At 61.6% G+C, this 14,358-nt stretch carries 11 protein-coding genes; 1 reads left to right on the forward strand and 10 read right to left on the reverse strand.

What is annotated here, in order from left to right; all coding sequences use genetic code 11:
• Positions 1-3 precede the first annotated feature (3 nt).
• The 5 genes from infB to DW870_RS08835 form a co-directional block, all read right to left on the reverse strand.
• Positions 4-2,718: a translation initiation factor IF-2 gene (gene infB, locus DW870_RS08815; protein WP_117877517.1), complete on the reverse strand. Its 2,715-nt coding sequence runs from the start codon at positions 2,716-2,718 to the stop codon at positions 4-6.
• Between the two features lie 91 nt (positions 2,719-2,809).
• Positions 2,810-4,057: a transcription termination factor NusA gene (gene nusA, locus DW870_RS08820; RefSeq protein ID WP_117758165.1), complete on the reverse strand. Its 1,248-nt coding sequence runs from the start codon at positions 4,055-4,057 to the stop codon at positions 2,810-2,812.
• A gap of 1 nt (position 4,058) precedes the next feature.
• Positions 4,059-4,553, reverse strand: a complete 495-nt coding sequence (gene rimP, locus DW870_RS08825; RefSeq protein WP_117877519.1) for a ribosome maturation factor RimP — start codon at positions 4,551-4,553, stop codon at positions 4,059-4,061.
• Between the two features lie 257 nt (positions 4,554-4,810).
• Entirely contained in the window at positions 4,811-7,387 is a 2,577-nt protein-coding gene (gene leuS, locus DW870_RS08830) for a leucine--tRNA ligase (protein WP_117877521.1), read from the reverse strand.
• Between the two features lie 259 nt (positions 7,388-7,646).
• Positions 7,647-9,158: an IMP dehydrogenase gene (locus DW870_RS08835; RefSeq protein ID WP_089571691.1), complete on the reverse strand. Its 1,512-nt coding sequence runs from the start codon at positions 9,156-9,158 to the stop codon at positions 7,647-7,649.
• A 193-nt stretch (positions 9,159-9,351) separates the two neighbouring features.
• On the opposite strand from DW870_RS08835, the gene DW870_RS08840 reads away from it, so the two are divergent.
• A complete protein-coding gene (locus DW870_RS08840; protein WP_055309535.1) occupies positions 9,352-9,696 on the forward strand; it encodes a winged helix-turn-helix domain-containing protein in 345 nt (114 codons plus the stop codon).
• Here the strand turns inward: DW870_RS08840 and DW870_RS08845 are convergent.
• From DW870_RS08845 to pelG, 5 genes are read right to left on the reverse strand one after another with little or no spacing between them, the layout of a single operon-like run.
• Positions 9,686-10,690: a PLP-dependent transferase gene (locus DW870_RS08845; RefSeq protein WP_117877523.1), complete on the reverse strand. Its 1,005-nt coding sequence runs from the start codon at positions 10,688-10,690 to the stop codon at positions 9,686-9,688. The genes DW870_RS08840 and DW870_RS08845 overlap by 11 nt on opposite strands.
• Positions 10,691-10,723: 33 nt before the next feature.
• Entirely contained in the window at positions 10,724-11,389 is a 666-nt protein-coding gene (locus tag DW870_RS08850; RefSeq protein WP_117820287.1) for a DUF4956 domain-containing protein, read from the reverse strand.
• 3 nt (positions 11,390-11,392) lie between these two features.
• Positions 11,393-12,184, reverse strand: a complete 792-nt coding sequence (locus tag DW870_RS08855; RefSeq protein ID WP_117877525.1) for a polyphosphate polymerase domain-containing protein — start codon at positions 12,182-12,184, stop codon at positions 11,393-11,395.
• A complete protein-coding gene (locus tag DW870_RS08860; protein WP_117877527.1) occupies positions 12,171-13,940 on the reverse strand; it encodes a CotH kinase family protein in 1,770 nt (589 codons plus the stop codon). Before DW870_RS08860 ends, DW870_RS08855 begins: the two co-directional genes overlap by 14 nt.
• Positions 13,930-14,337 carry an exopolysaccharide Pel transporter PelG gene (gene pelG / locus DW870_RS08865; protein ID WP_255414993.1) on the reverse strand — a complete coding sequence of 136 codons (408 nt, stop codon included), beginning with the start codon at positions 14,335-14,337 and terminating at the stop codon, positions 13,930-13,932. Before pelG ends, DW870_RS08860 begins: the two co-directional genes overlap by 11 nt.
• Between the last annotated feature and the right edge of the window lie 21 nt (positions 14,338-14,358).

A 14,358-nucleotide genomic window follows, 5' to 3' on the forward strand; every position in this document is an offset into this window, starting at 1 on the left:
CCCCTACTCGGTACGGGCAACCTGGTCGATGCGGTAGCCCTCAATGGTGTCGCCAGGCTTGATGTCCTGGAAGTTCTCCAGGCCAATACCGCCCTCGGAGCCGCTCTTGAGGCTCTTGGCCTCGTCCTTGTAGTGGCGCATCGAGGCGATTTTACCGTTGAAGACCACGATGCCGTCGCGCACCAGGCGCACGGAATCGGTCGCGGCGATCTCGCCCTCTTCGACGCGGACACCGGCGGCGATACCGACCTTGGGCACCTTGAAGGTGTCCAGAACGGTCGCGGTACCCGTGGAAACCTCGACCTCGGTGGGCTTGAGCATGCCGATACGGGCTGCGTCGAGGTCCTCGAGGCACTTGTAGATGACGTCGTAGCAACGGATCTCGACGCCCTCGCGCTCGGCGGCGGAGCGGGCCTTGCCGTCGGGACGGACGCCAAAGCCGATGATGATGGCGTTGGAGGCGTCGGCCAGAACGACGTCGGTCTCGTTGATGGCACCAACGGCGGAGTGGATCGTGTTGATGCGCACCTCGGACTGGTCCATCTTGTCGAGGGAGTCCTGAAGGGCCTCGATAGAACCCTGGACGTCGGCCTTGATGATCAGGTTGAGCTCCTTGACCTCGGCGTCGGCGATGGTCTCGAAGAGGTTCTCGAGCGTCACATGCTTCACGCGGCTCTGCTCCTCGATGCGGGCCTTGAGCGAACGCTCGTCGGCCAGGGCGCGAGCCTCGCGCTCGTCCTCGAACACGCGGAACTCATCGCCGGCGTTGGGGACGGACTGCAGGCCCAGAATCTCGACGGCGTCGGAGGGACCGGCCTCGGTGACGGCGTTGCCCTTGGGGTCGAGCATGGCGCGGACGCGGCCGTAAGTAAGGCCGGCGACCAGCGTATCGCCCACGTGCAGGGTACCGCGGGTCACGAGCACGGTGGCAACCGAGCCGCGGCCCTTGTCGAGCTTAGCCTCGAGGACGTTGCCCGAAGCGAACGTATCGGGGTTGGCCTTGAGCTCGAGCACGTCGGCCTGGAGCAGGACGGTCTCGAGCAGGTCGTCGATACCGATCTTCTGCTTGGCCGAGATATTGACGAACATGTTCTGTCCGCCCCACTCCTCGGGGATGATGCCGTACTCGGTGAGCTCCTGGCGCACGCGGTCGGGGTTGGCACCCGGCTTATCGATCTTGTTGACGGCGACGACGATAGGAACGCCGGCGGCCTTGGCGTGGTTGATCGACTCGATGGTCTGGGGCATGACGCCGTCGTCGGCAGCCACGATCAGAATGACGATGTCGGTCACCTTGGCGCCGCGGGCACGCATGGCCGTAAAGGTGGCGTGACCGGGGGTATCGATGAAAGTGATCTTGCGGTCGTTGATCATGACCTGCGAAGCGCCGATGGCCTGGGTAATGCCGCCCGCCTCGCCGGCAGCGACGCCGGTGTGACGGATGGCGTCGAGCAGGCTCGTCTTGCCGTGGTCGACGTGGCCCATGACGGTGACGACCGGGGCACGCGGCTTAAGGTCGGCGGGATCGTCGTAGAACGAGAAGGTGTTCTCCTCCTCGGGAGTGATGATCTTGATCTGACGGCCCAGGTCGTCGGCAACGAGCTCGACGAGGTCGTCGGACATGGACTGCGTCATGGTAAGCGGTGTGCCCAGCAGGAACAGTCGCTTGATGATGTCGTTGGCCGGAACGTCGAGCGCCTCGGCGAGCTCCTGAACGGTAACGCCCTGGGAGACCTTGATGGCGTCGAGGTCCTCGGGGTTCACGCCCTGGGCCAGCGCCTCCTCTATCTTGCGCTCCTCCTGAGCCTTGGCAGCCTCGCGCTCGCGCTTCTCCTTGCGCTTTTTGCGGCGACCGGTGGACTCGCGAGAGGCCTCCTCGACGGCGGCACGAGCCTCCTCGAGCACCTTCTCGCGGCTGTACTCCTCGGCCTCGCGAGCCATGCGGCTGTAGTGGTCCTCTTCGTTGTTGTGACCGCCCTTGCGCTTCTTGCCCTTGCCCTGCTTATCGGGGTTGGGGAAGTCCATGCCGGCAGCGACGTTGTTGCTGGCATTGGTGCGATGGCTGTGCGGACGGCTCTCGGAGGCGTTGCGCTCGGAGTTGCCCTCGGATGCGTTGCGGTCGCCTCGACGGCCACCGCGACGATCGTTGTTGCCGCCACGACGGTTGCCGCGCTCGGCAGCGCGCTCGGCCTTGGCCTTCTGCTCGGCGTCCTTCTTCTCCTTGAGCACGGTCTCCTGTGCGGCGATCTGGTCGAGCAGCGAACGGAAGCGCGAACCGGAGTCGGAAGCGGGAACGGCGCGGCGCTGGGCCTCGCGGGCGGCCTCCTCCTTCTCGCGAGCAAGACGCTCCTGCTCGGCCTTCTTCTTGGCCTCGGCCTCGGCGCGGGCGGCCTCCTCGGCAGCCTGGGCGGCGGCGAACTGGCGGCGCTCCTCCTCGCGTGCCTTCTCGGCGGCGATGCGCTCGCGCTCTGCCTCGGCAGCACGTGCTGCCTCCTCGGCGGCAGCGGCCTGCTCCTCGGCCTGCTTGGCGGCCTCGACTTCCTGGGCGCGGGCCTCGATCACCGAGGCGAGCTGCTTGCGGACCATGGCGACGTAAGCATCCTCCAGGGCGGAGGAAGCGGACTTAGCGGGAATCTTCATTTCGGCGAGATGACCCATCAGTTCCTTGGAGGTCATGCCGAACTCTTTGGCCAGGGTGGACACACGGACTTTTGCCATATGACTTCACCTACCCTTTCTGGCACCTTGGGTGCCTAGAGACTGAACGAGCGTGGGGTATGCGCTGGGACCTGCCCGGCGCGACCGCGCGCTAGATCAGGTCCTCCGCATCATCGAAGGCGTCGGTGTCGTGGACGCCGCAGAAACGGGAGCCGGGACGAGCCTGGTTGCGGCACTGGATGCCGTCCTCGGACACGAACTCGCAGCGACGGACGTCCTCGTCCTCCTCGTCACCGATCAGGTCGGCGGCGGGCTCCTCGTGAACGGGAACGTTCTTGAGGATGTCGGCGGCAAGGGTCTCGGACTTGATGTCGATATGCCAACCGGTCAGGCGCGCGGCGAGGCGGGCGTTCTGGCCCTCCTTGCCGATGGCGAGGGACAGCTGGTCGTCGGGCACGATAACGCCGGCGTAGGCCTTCTCCTCGTCGATAAGGACGCGGGTGACCTTAGCAGGCGACAGGGCGTTGGCGACATAGACGGCCGGATCGGCATCCCACAGGATGACGTCGACGCGCTCGCCACGGAGCTCGCCCACGACGGCGCGAACACGGCTGCCCTTGGGGCCGACGCAGGCGCCAACGGGATCCAGGCGATCGTCGAGCGAGTGGACGGCGACCTTGGAGCGCTGGCCGGGCTCGCGGGCGATCGACTTGATCTGGACGGTGCCCTCATAGATCTCGGGCACCTCCTGCTCAAACAGACGACGCATGAGCTCGGGGTGGGTACGGGAGATGACAATCGGCGGACGGCTGTGCTCGCCACGAACCGGCTGCAGGTTGGAGTTGGGGTCGCGAACGTCGATGATCACGGCCTTGATGTGCTGATTGTGTAGATAGCGCTCGCCCATCGGACGCTCGTTGCGCTCGTTCTCGTAACGGCGCTGGTCGAAGTGCGGAAGCTCGGCCTCGACGCCCTCGCGGATCTTGACGATCGTGAAGTCGGGCGTGGACTGCAGCACGGTACCGCTAATGAGGTCACCGATACGGCCGGCGAACTCCTCGTAGATCTGCTCGCGGGCGGAGTTGCGCACGATGGCGTTGATCTCGGCCTTGGCGTGCTGGGCGGCGATGCGGCTCGTGTTCTTGGGGGTGACGTCGATCTCCTCGAACTCGGTGAAGTTGCCTTCCTCGTCCATGGAATCGTCGATCGGCTCCAGGCGGTAGACGTAGATCTTGCCGGTGGTGCGGTCGATGGTCACCTTGGCGCCCCACTCAAGATGCAGGATCTCGGCATAGCTCTTGGCGAGCGACTGCTCCAGGCGGTCGATCAGGTAGAGCTGGTCGATGTGCCTTTCCTGGCAAAGCTCCATCAGGGCGGTCATCATGTCGGATGCTGCCATCTTACTTTCCTTCCTTCGCGGGCTTGAAGTCGTAGGTGGGCTTCAACTTGCACTTTTTAACATCGCAGAATTCGAGGGTGACGGACTCGCCGTCGTCGAGCTCGAGGGTCACGTTCGTCTCGGTGGCCGCGGCGATCTTGCCGGCGTACTTGCGACGGCCCTCGGTGGCGGTGGAGGTGAGCTCGCAGTTCTCGCCCACAAAGCGGGCAAAGTCACGCGGGCGGCGCAGCGGGCGCGCCATACCCGGGCTCGACACCTCGAGCGTATAGCTCGAAGAGATGGGGTCGAGCTCCTCAATCACATCGCCGACCCATTTGGTGTTGGCCGTGACGTCATTGAGCGACAGGCTCTGGCCCTCGGCACCCTCGATACGCACGCGCACGCAGGGGGCCTTGGTGGCACCCACGAGCTCAACGTCGACAATGTCGACATCGTGCTGGGGAGCAACGGCCTCGAGCGCGTCGATGATCGCCTGCTCGGTCTTGGTCTTGACCATTGCGGCACCTCCATCCATACAAAAAAGAAGCGGGGCCGAAACCCCACTTCTTTCAATTACAACTTCATTTGCAAGCAAACTATACCAATACCTGCACAAACGTGCAACCACAACACAAACCCGCAGGTCAGCGTGAGCACAGGTTCTCCACAAGAAATGGATAATTGGGTGATGTCGCAAGTGTCCTTAACCAAAAAGAGGGGCGACTCCCTACGGAATCACCCCTCGCTTTTTGATGTCAGCTATGCGCGCAGCGCTTACTTGACCACCAGGTTAACCAGCTTGCCGGGCACGCAGATGGCCTTGACGACCGTCTTGCCCTCAAGCCACTTGGCAACGGCGGCCTCGGCGGCAGCCTGCATCTCCTCGTTGGAGGCGTCGCGGGCGACGTCGATGCGGCCACGGACCTTGCCAAGCACCTGTACGACGATCTGCACCGTGTCCTCGATGGACTCGGCCAGGTCAAACTCGGGCCAGGCGGCGGTGTAGGCGTTGCCCTCACAGCCGAGCGCCTCATGCCACAGCTCATCGGCCCAGAACGGGCAGATGGGGGCAAGGACGCTCACGATATCCTTGGCCACGCCGTAGCACAGGGCCTTGTCACGGGAAGCGCCCTCAGTAGCGTTGAGGTAGGCGCTCGCGGCATTGACGAGTTCCATGACGGCCGAGATCGCGGTGTTGAACTGGCCGCGGTCGAAGTCCTCGGTGCACTTGGCGATGGTGCGATGGCGCTCGCGGTAGAGCTTCATCGCTGTCTCGTCGAGCGCGGACTTGTCAAAGGCCACGTTGGCGTCACCCGACTGGACGAGCTGCCACACGATACGCCAGGCGCGCTTAATGAAGCGGTTAGCGCCCTCGACGGCCTTGGGATCCCAGTCGAAGTCCTTCTCGGGCGGGGCGATAAACAGGATCGCCAGACGCATGGTGTCGGCACCGTAGGGCTCAATGACTGAACTCGGGGGCACGACGTTGCCCTTGGACTTGGACATGGTGTCGCCGTTCTCGTCCTTGACCATGCCCTGGCACAGCAGGTTGGTAAAGGGTTCGTCCACGCTCAGCAGGCCCAGGTCGCGCAGCGCCTTGGTAAAGAAGCGACTGTAGAGCAGGTGCAAAATGGCGTGCTCGATGCCGCCGATGTAGTTATCGACGGGCATCCAACGATCGGCGGCCTCACGGGAGAAGGGCAGCTCGGTGTTGTGCGGGTCGGTATAGCGCAGGTAATACCAGCTGGAGCAGGTGAAGGTGTCCATGGTATCGGTCTCGCGCTTGGCCGGGCGACCACAGACCGGGCAGGTGGTCTCGTAGAACTCCTTGCACTCGGCGAGGGTCTCGCCGGCACCCAGGTCCAGGTTCTCGGGCAGCGTCACCGGCAGCTGGTCCTCGGGCACGGGCACGATGCCGCAGTGCTCGCAGTGGATGGCCGGGATGGGGTTGCCCCAATAACGCTGACGGCTGATGAGCCAGTCGCGCAGACGGAACTCGACCTTGCGACGGCCGCAGCCCATGGCCTCGAGGTCGGCCACGATGGCAGCCTCGCCCTCAGAGTGCTTGCCGCCGCGCATGCCGGTGTACTTGCCCGACTGGACGAGCGTGCCCTCGGCAGCGTGGGCGCAATCCCAGTCGACGGTCTCGGCATGGAAGGTATCGATGGTCTCGCCGCTGGCCTCGACGGCAGCGCGATCCTCATCGTCCAGGATGATCGGCACGATCGGCAGGTCGTACTTGCGGGCGAACTCAAAGTCGCGCTGGTCGCCGCAGGGAACGGCCATGACGGCACCGGTGCCGTAGTCGGCTACGACGTAGTCGGCAACCCACACGGGGATCTTCTCGCCGTTGACGGGGTTTACCACGTAGCGGCCCGTAAAGGCGCCGTGCTTCTCGAGGGTACCCTGGGCGCGTTCGACGGCAGAGATATGCTTGGAGTCCTCGACGATCTTGGTGACGGCCTCCTCGTACTGAGTGCCCTCGACGAGCTCGCGCAGACGAGCGTACTCGGGAGACAGGACAAAGAAGGAAACGCCAAAGAGCGTGTCGGCGCGCGTGGTGAAGACGGTGATCTTACCCTCATCGCCCTCGATGGGCTCGCCATCGGCGTCGCACAGGGTAAAGTCGACCTCGGCGCCCTCGGAGCGGCCGATCCAGTTGGCCTGCATCTGCTTGACGCGCTCGGGCCAGCCGGGGAGCTTCTCCAGGTCATCGAGTAGTTCCTGGGAGTAGTCGGTGATCTTGTAGTACCACTGCTCGAGATCACGCTTCTCGGGCTCGGTGCCGCAGCGCCAGCACTTGCCCTCGGTTACCTGCTCGTTAGCCAAAACGGTCTTGCAGGTGGGGCACCAGTTAACCGGATTCTTCTTACGATAGACCAGGCCTTTTTCCCACATCTTCTCAAAGATCCACTGACCCCAGCGATAGTAGTCGGGGCTACAGGTCTTAACGGTACGATCCAGATCGTAGGAGAAGCCCATGCGCCTCATCGTGGCGAGCGCCTGGTCCATGTTCTTATACGTCCAGGCGGCAGCCTGTGTGTTGTGCTTGATGGCGGCATTCTCGGCGGGCAGACCAAAGGCATCGAAGCCGATGGGGTGCAGCACGTCGTAGCCGCGCATGCGGGCCTGACGGGCCATGGCATCGCCGATGGTGTAGTTGCGCGCGTGGCCCATGTGCAGGTCGCCCGACGGATACGGGAACATCTCGAGCACATACTTCTTGGGCTTGCTGTCGTCGGTGTCGACGGCAAAGAGGTTGGAGTCCTCCCAGGCCTTCATCCACCGGGACTCAATGGCCTGCGCGTCGTAGGCGGGAATCTCGTCCTTATGATCTGTGCAATCGCACATATCAGCTCCTTTAATCTTAGCTGGGGTCGGACGGCTTAGCTTTATTCGCTACTGCGGACAGTCCTGCGCAAGACGAAGAGCACATTAAGTGCTCTTCTTTGCGTGCGGAACTTGTAGCGAACAAAGCTAAGCCGCCCGACCCTAAGGTTAACTTGGTTGATGATAGCAAATACAACAAGCGAGATGCCTGCGACTTGCAGGCATCTCGCTTTATCTAAATAACGTGGTTGGAACTCAACCTTTATGTGCAGCTCTTATCCTATCGATAAGACACAGACTGCTGGGAATCCTTCACGACTACGTCGTGGGCTCCGCCTTCGACGATGGAGGTGGAGCTGACCAGGGTCAGGCGTGCCTTTTCCTGGAGCTCGGGGATCGAGAGGGCACCGCAGTTGCACATCGTGGACTTGACCTTGTAGAGCGTGCCGCCCACGCCGTCCTTGAGGGAACCGGCATAGGGAACGTAGGAGTCGACGCCCTCGACGAAGCTGAGCTTCGCCGCGCCGCCCAGGTCGTAGCGCTGCCAGTTGCGGGCACGCGCAGAACCCTCGCCCCAGTACTCCTTCATGTACTGGCCGTTGACGTTGACGCGCTCGGTCGGGCTCTCATCGAAGCGGGCGAAGTAGCGACCCAGCATCATAAAGTCGGCACCCATAGCAAGGGCGAGCGTCATGTGGTAGTCGTATACGATACCGCCGTCGGAGCACACGGGCACGTAAACACCGGTCTCCTCGTAGTACTCGTCACGGGCGCGGCAGACGTCGATCAGCGCCGTGGCCTGGCCACGGCCGATACCCTTGGTCTCGCGAGTGATGCAGATGGAACCGCCGCCGATACCGACCTTGATGAAGTCGGCACCGCAGTCGGCCAAGAAGCGGAAGCCCTCGGCGTCGACGACGTTACCGGCACCGACCTTAACGTCCTCGCCGTAGTTGGCGCGGATCCACTCGATGGTGCGCTTCTGCCACTCGCTGAAGCCCTCGGAGGAGTCGATGCACAGGACATCGGCACCGGCCTCGATGAGCAGCGGCACGCGCTCGGCATAGTCGCGGGTGTTGATACCGGCGCCGACCATGTAGCGCTTGTCGTTATCGAGCAGCTCGTTGGGGTTGGTCTTATGGCTGTCGTAGTCCTTGCGGAAGACGATGCCCATAAGGTGATCGTTGTCGTCGACGATAGGCAGAGCGTTGAGCTTGTTGTCCCAGATGACGTCGTTGGCAACCTTGAGGCTAATGTTCTTGTCGCCCACGATGAGCTGCTCACGCGGGGTCATGAACTCGGAGACCTTCTTCTGGTGGTCATCGCGGCTGGGACGATAGTCACGGCTGGTGACGATGCCCAGGAGCTTACCCTTGGGAGTACCGTCGTCGGTGACCGGCATGGTGGAGTGACCGGTCTTCTCCTTGAGCTCGATGACCTGCTCCATGGTCATGTCAGGGGTCAGCGTGGAATCGGACTGAACGAAGCCAGCCTTGTGATCCTTGACGGCCTTGACCATAGCGGCCTCGGACTCGGGGGTCTGGGAACCGTAAATGAAGGACAGGCCACCCTCGGTAGCGAGCGCGACACCCATGTCGACGCCCGAGACGGACTGCATGATGGCGGAAACCATGGGGATGTTCAGGGTGATTGCCGGCTTCTCACCGCGCTTAAAGCGGGTTAGCGGCGTCTTAAGAGAGACGTTGTTGGGGATGCACTGCGAGGACGAGTAACCAGGGACCAGCAGATACTCCGAAAACGTGTGGGACTCACCGGGAAAGAACGTAGCCATGTTTCTCCTTTTTCCATGCGACCGGTCGGCTGCAGGCCTCGTAGGACCCAGCCCAACCTTGGGCGCCCAATACTGGGCAAGTATCTTAACGCACTTTGACTGCTACAATGCATGATTTAAGAAGAGCACACGAGGGTTTGACGCAGGCTTTGCGTTTGCCCAGCAAACACTTTAGCGGGGAGACGTGGAGCGTATGAAGTACAAGACGACGGCAAAGTTGGTCATTCAAGCGTGCGACAAAGACCTGCCGGGCGTGTTTGGTCATGGCTGCGTCTTGCTGCTGCAGGGTATTGCCCGCGAGCATTCGCTCAACCGCGCCGCCAAGAGCATGGGCATGGCCTATTCCAAAGCGTGGCGTATTGTAAACGAAGCGGAAGGCCAGCTAGGCTGTAAGCTCATCGAGCGCGACGGCGCCCGCGGATCCACGCTCACCCCCGCCGGCGAGCGAGCCATAGCGGTCTACGAGGAGCTGCAGGCCGACATCAACAACGTCATCGCCACCAAAGCCGACGCCCTCATAGCCAGCATCAAAGAGTAGCTAACTTGCGGAGGGCATTGTCTAGGGCGCCGGCTACGGTTAGGGGGTCGTCGGTGCCGGCGAAGAGGCGGATGGTTCCCCCCTGCTTGCCGCGTGGGGCCGAAAGGCGCGTCGTTGCGCCGCCGGCGGGCGACGTGCGGAACTCCCCCGGCAATGTGTCGAACAGCTCACCCGCACTTCGCTCGATAAGGTCAAACTCAACTGCCGGGCCAAAGCCGTGCTCGAGGATTCCCGTTGCAACCGCATGATCGGGATGCGAGCCCAGCCCGGGATAGCGCACGTTGCGCACCATCTCGTTGGCAGCAAGATACTCGGCCAGCGCACGGGCGCGGTCGAAGTGCGCCTGCATGCGGGTGTCGAGCGTTTCGAGCCCGTGCTCTAGAACCTCGGACTCAACGGAGGACAAGTCGAGCGCGGCCAATCCACACCCTTCGAGCAACGCGTGCGCGCACTCGGCAGCAGCATCCACACGATGGCGCTTGAGCTGCGAGCGCGCCACCGAAGCGGCAACGAGCTTACGCGGAGCCTTACCGGCACACACGCGGTCGAGTGCCTCGAGCGACAGCGCAGCGCCCAGCCGCAGCGGATCGCAGCCAAAAGCCGACGCCACGGTGTTGTCCACAACCAGCAGCGCGCGGGCCTCACGAGCCGCGCGGCCCAGAGCGCGAAGGTCAGGCACACGCAGACCAAACCCGCCGATGGAGTTGACGAACCACCACAGGTGCGGACCCTCGGCATCAAACGAAGCAACAAAGCCCTTGGACGCGGCGGCAAACGTTGCAACCGAGGGCTCCCCCACCATCACAACATCGCAGCCATCAAAGCCGCGCGCAAACGCTTCGGCAAAGTCATCCGCAAAGGCCACCAGGCGATCGGCGGGCTGCACAATCCCCAGCAGCGACAGCGCCGCCGGCACATGCGAGGCCGCAACAAGACGCGCCTCACGCGCACCAGCCCTTACGGCCCAGGTCTCTTCAAGCTGCTGCACGTCCATGCGACACCGTCCCTTAAATAAAACTGAACCAAACTAGCCGTGGTATTCGCCGTTGTACTGGATGAGCGTCAGGTCCTCCACGCCGTCGAGCGCGCGGATGGCATCGGCATAGGGCATGTCAACACCGTCCGAGAACACCTCCACGGCCATCTCGACCTTGTCGCCGCACATGGTCTTAGACTTGACGGTGAACTTGGTGCGCCCAAATGCGCGCACGATATCGTCGCCGGTGGTCTGGCCCGTGTAGTGGATGACCATCATGTACACGCGTGCCTTATCCTGGTGGCTCGCAAAGCCGGCGATCATCACCACGATCACCACAGCCGTGAGCCCCACGAGCGCGTACATGCCGGCGCCTGCCGTAATGCCCGTGGTAATGGCCCAAAACAGATACAGCAGGTCGAGCGGATCCTTGACCGCCGTACGGTAGCGGACGATAGACAGAGCACCGACCATACCGAGCGAGATGACCACGTTGGTCGAGATCGCGAGCGTCACCATGCACGTGAGCACGCACATGCCTACGAGCGTCACGGCAAAGCTACGCGAATACACCACGCCGGTAAAAAAGCGCTTGTACACGTAATAGATCAGGATGCCCATGGCGAGCGCCACGAGCAGCGAAAGGCCAATCTTGGCAGGGTCGACCTGGCCAAACGCCTCCAAGACGGAGTTCTTAAAAAAGTCCCTGGTGCTCATGGTCTAAATATCCCCTCGGTTCTCAAAATCCGATTCCCAGTAATTAAATCCGCGCAGGTAGGCGGTCTTGTCATAACACAGGCAGTACTTGGAGACCGCCGTGAGCTCGGCCGCGCCCGGCGGCACCATATCGCGCACCAGCTGCGGGCAAAACTCCGTAAACTTGACCTCCATTACCAGCTTGCCGGGCTCCAGGACCGGCAGCGCGGGCAGCGTCACGTCAAAGATATCGAAGCTACCCACCGCGGCACGCACGTTCATGTCAAACGTAATGCGCACGGTGCCCTCATCCATCACCCACGGCTCGCGCTCGTAGTCCACGATGGTCCGCGGGCGCATCATGTTGCAGATGCACTCGATGTAGAACTCGCGGCAGAGTTGGTGCGGGCTCCTCAGCAAAAAGTCGTAGTCGCCAGCCAGGATCTGCTCAAACTCGCCGCGCGTAAGCGGCGCGTCCTCCTTGTAGATCCAGCTGCCGTACTTCTTTTTGCGCTCGAGCTTAATCACCTTGTCGCTGCCGTTATAGATACGCACGCGATACTTTTTGCGCATGAGAATGCCGGCGTCTTTTTCCTCGTAGGCCGAGTTGCAGTAGTCGTCAAAGTACAGGCTGCGAATGGTGTAACCACCCGAGCGCGCATGCTTGTCCAGCTTAAACACCGGCGCCATGCGACAGGCAAGCGCGGCGTGCTCGCCCTCGTTAATGAGATATTTGAGCTCGTGGCGGTAACGCTCCTGCGTGGTACGGACAGGCGGGGCCGCCAAGCGCTCAAGCAGCGCGCTAGCCCTCCTCATACGTGTCCTCCACGACCTTACAGCCGTCTTGCACGTAAAAACACTTCATGCCGTAGTGCTTGCCGTCGTCGGTCACATAGTAGTCAAACGCATCTTGCGTATAGCCGTCGGAGTTGGTGGCGCGCACGCGCACAAAATACTGGCCGGAATCGGGCGCATCGCAGGTCACTTCGGGAAGCAGCACGTCCTCGGCCTTAAAAAGCACGTCCTTGATGGCATAATCCCGCGCAAGCACTACGGTGTAGCGAATGTCGCGCGCCTCAAAGTCGTAGGACGCATCCCAGTTAATGCGCAGCTTAGCGTTATCGATCTGCGGCACGCCGATGTAGAACGGCATGGGCTTTTTAAAACTCTCGCAAAAGCTCTTGTAGTTCTCCTCGATCTCGGAGGGAATCGCCGCGGCGATCTGCTCGTATTGGTCCTTGGTGACAGGCAGATTGTCGATATCGGGCGAAGCAAAGACCAGGGATTCAGTCACCTCGCGGTAGTGCTTGATCATCTTGGTCAGGCGAGTCTCGGTCAAATACGAGCGCAAGTCCTTGACGGCACGGTCGAGTTCGCTGCGGAACGACTTGCTGCGCAACGCGCGGTTAAACAGCACGTTGCCCCAGTAGTTGCTTGCGCCGCGCTCCCAGCTCGCGTAGTCCGAAAACCCGGTAAGAGAAAGCTCCAGCTTACGCAGCATGCCGTCGTTATCCCAATCCAAAAAGTACCAGGTATTTGAGTTGAGAGGGCTGTACAGATAGCAGTTACGGTTCTGCGTATCGCAGTTGCCCGTCAGGATCTGAAACGCCAGCCAATAGACCAGATTCTCGGTATCAAAGTAGGTGTCGAGCACGTTATCGATCTTTTGCGATTCGTCGTTGAGCGCATCGAGCATCTCGATGAGCTTGGTGTGGTCCGAATCGCCCTTAATCTCGAGCATGCCCTCAAAGTTTACCTGGTTGTAGTCGGGATCATCGGCAAGCTTAATGGTGTCCTCGTAGCGATGGAAATCAAAGCTGTTCACCTTATACAGGTGCCCGCTCTTATCCAGGCCATGTGCCTTAAGCGCCGTCTTGTTGAGCTGCTCCACCTGCGTAAACAGGCCGTAGTCCTCAAAGGTATCGTTGGACTTTTCGGTCTGGTCGCACACCCACAGATGCACAAACTGCGTGCGCAGGCCCATCATCTGGGGAATCCCGCGGATAAGATCGTAGGCCATCTTGTTGCGAAAATGCATACCCTCGCCCATGTGCTTGTTGAGCGCAATCGCACGCTGCTGGCGCCAGGTACCTTTTCCTTTTTTGAGCTCCACCTTGTAATTCTTTTGCGTGTAGGAGCTCGACGTCTGGCCACGCACCTGCACGGTGGCATTGGGCGCTTCCTCGCCATAGCCAACCTCGCCGGCCACCGGGCCGTCTTCGTCGCCCGCCTGCAAAAGCCCCATTACCTGATAGCGCGTCACGCCCATGTCGGCGTAGTCATACACCGAGTACGTATTGATCTCTGCCCAGCTGTGGTCGGTGTTCTCGGAGCTGTTGCCGCGCGAGACCGTCAGGTACATGGTCACAATGCCCGAGTCGTCGTAAACCTCGTACAGCTCGTCCTTATCGCGCAGGTGCTTGGACTGGTCGGAGACCCCGGCCTTTTTAATCTTGTCCTGCTTTTTGACCTTTTTAGTCGAGGATTCGTCCTGAGACGAGCAGCCCGAAAGCAACAGCGCGCCGGCAGCCGCCTCGATCAGGCAGCGGCGAGACATCAACTTATCGATCATCAGAACCTCCCCAATGCTTGCGATACACGTGAACTACTGCGCGCTCAAACGCGCCATGTGGCTCACCCTTATGGCGACCTTCCTCATAGCGCTGCTCGGCACGGTCGAGCAAGCGGCCCAGCTGTGTAAAGCGACCCGTTTTGACGGTCGCCACAATGGGCTGCTGGCTCAGGATACGATACGGCAAGTTGGCGGTATAGGTATCGAGCCGCAGCAGCGCCACGATAAAAAACACCGCTGCACCCAACAAAAAGCCAAAGCCGTAAAACTGCTGCGGCAAGAGCAGAGAAACGGCAGTCGCCAGCCCGGCCACACCGGCAAACAGTCCCGAGGCCAGCACGGCCCCCTTGTAGTCGGTGGGTGACGCATAATTTCTTTCGCAAATTGACAACCGCATAGCGGAACACGGCCCGCGCCC

The sequence above is a fragment of the Collinsella sp. AM38-1BH genome (assembly GCF_003467545.1).
Taxonomy (GTDB): Bacteria; Actinomycetota; Coriobacteriia; order Coriobacteriales; family Coriobacteriaceae; genus Collinsella.

Coding starts and splice junctions, on each gene's coding strand:
- DW870_RS08845 (WP_117877523.1), bottom strand. CDS start 10,690: ATGGACGTGCAGCAGCTTGAAGAGACCTGGGCCGTAAGGGCTGGTGCG.
- pelG (WP_255414993.1), bottom strand. CDS start 14,337: ATGCGGTTGTCAATTTGCGAAAGAAATTATGCGTCACCCACCGACTAC.
- DW870_RS08835 (WP_089571691.1), bottom strand. CDS start 9,158: ATGGCTACGTTCTTTCCCGGTGAGTCCCACACGTTTTCGGAGTATCTG.
- nusA (WP_117758165.1), bottom strand. CDS start 4,057: ATGGCAGCATCCGACATGATGACCGCCCTGATGGAGCTTTGCCAGGAA.
- infB (WP_117877517.1), bottom strand. CDS start 2,718: ATGGCAAAAGTCCGTGTGTCCACCCTGGCCAAAGAGTTCGGCATGACC.
- leuS (WP_117877521.1), bottom strand. CDS start 7,387: ATGTGCGATTGCACAGATCATAAGGACGAGATTCCCGCCTACGACGCG.
- DW870_RS08855 (WP_117877525.1), bottom strand. CDS start 12,184: ATGAGGAGGGCTAGCGCGCTGCTTGAGCGCTTGGCGGCCCCGCCTGTC.
- rimP (WP_117877519.1), bottom strand. CDS start 4,553: ATGGTCAAGACCAAGACCGAGCAGGCGATCATCGACGCGCTCGAGGCC.
- DW870_RS08860 (WP_117877527.1), bottom strand. CDS start 13,940: ATGATCGATAAGTTGATGTCTCGCCGCTGCCTGATCGAGGCGGCTGCC.
- DW870_RS08840 (WP_055309535.1), top strand. CDS start 9,352: ATGAAGTACAAGACGACGGCAAAGTTGGTCATTCAAGCGTGCGACAAA.
- DW870_RS08850 (WP_117820287.1), bottom strand. CDS start 11,389: ATGAGCACCAGGGACTTTTTTAAGAACTCCGTCTTGGAGGCGTTTGGC.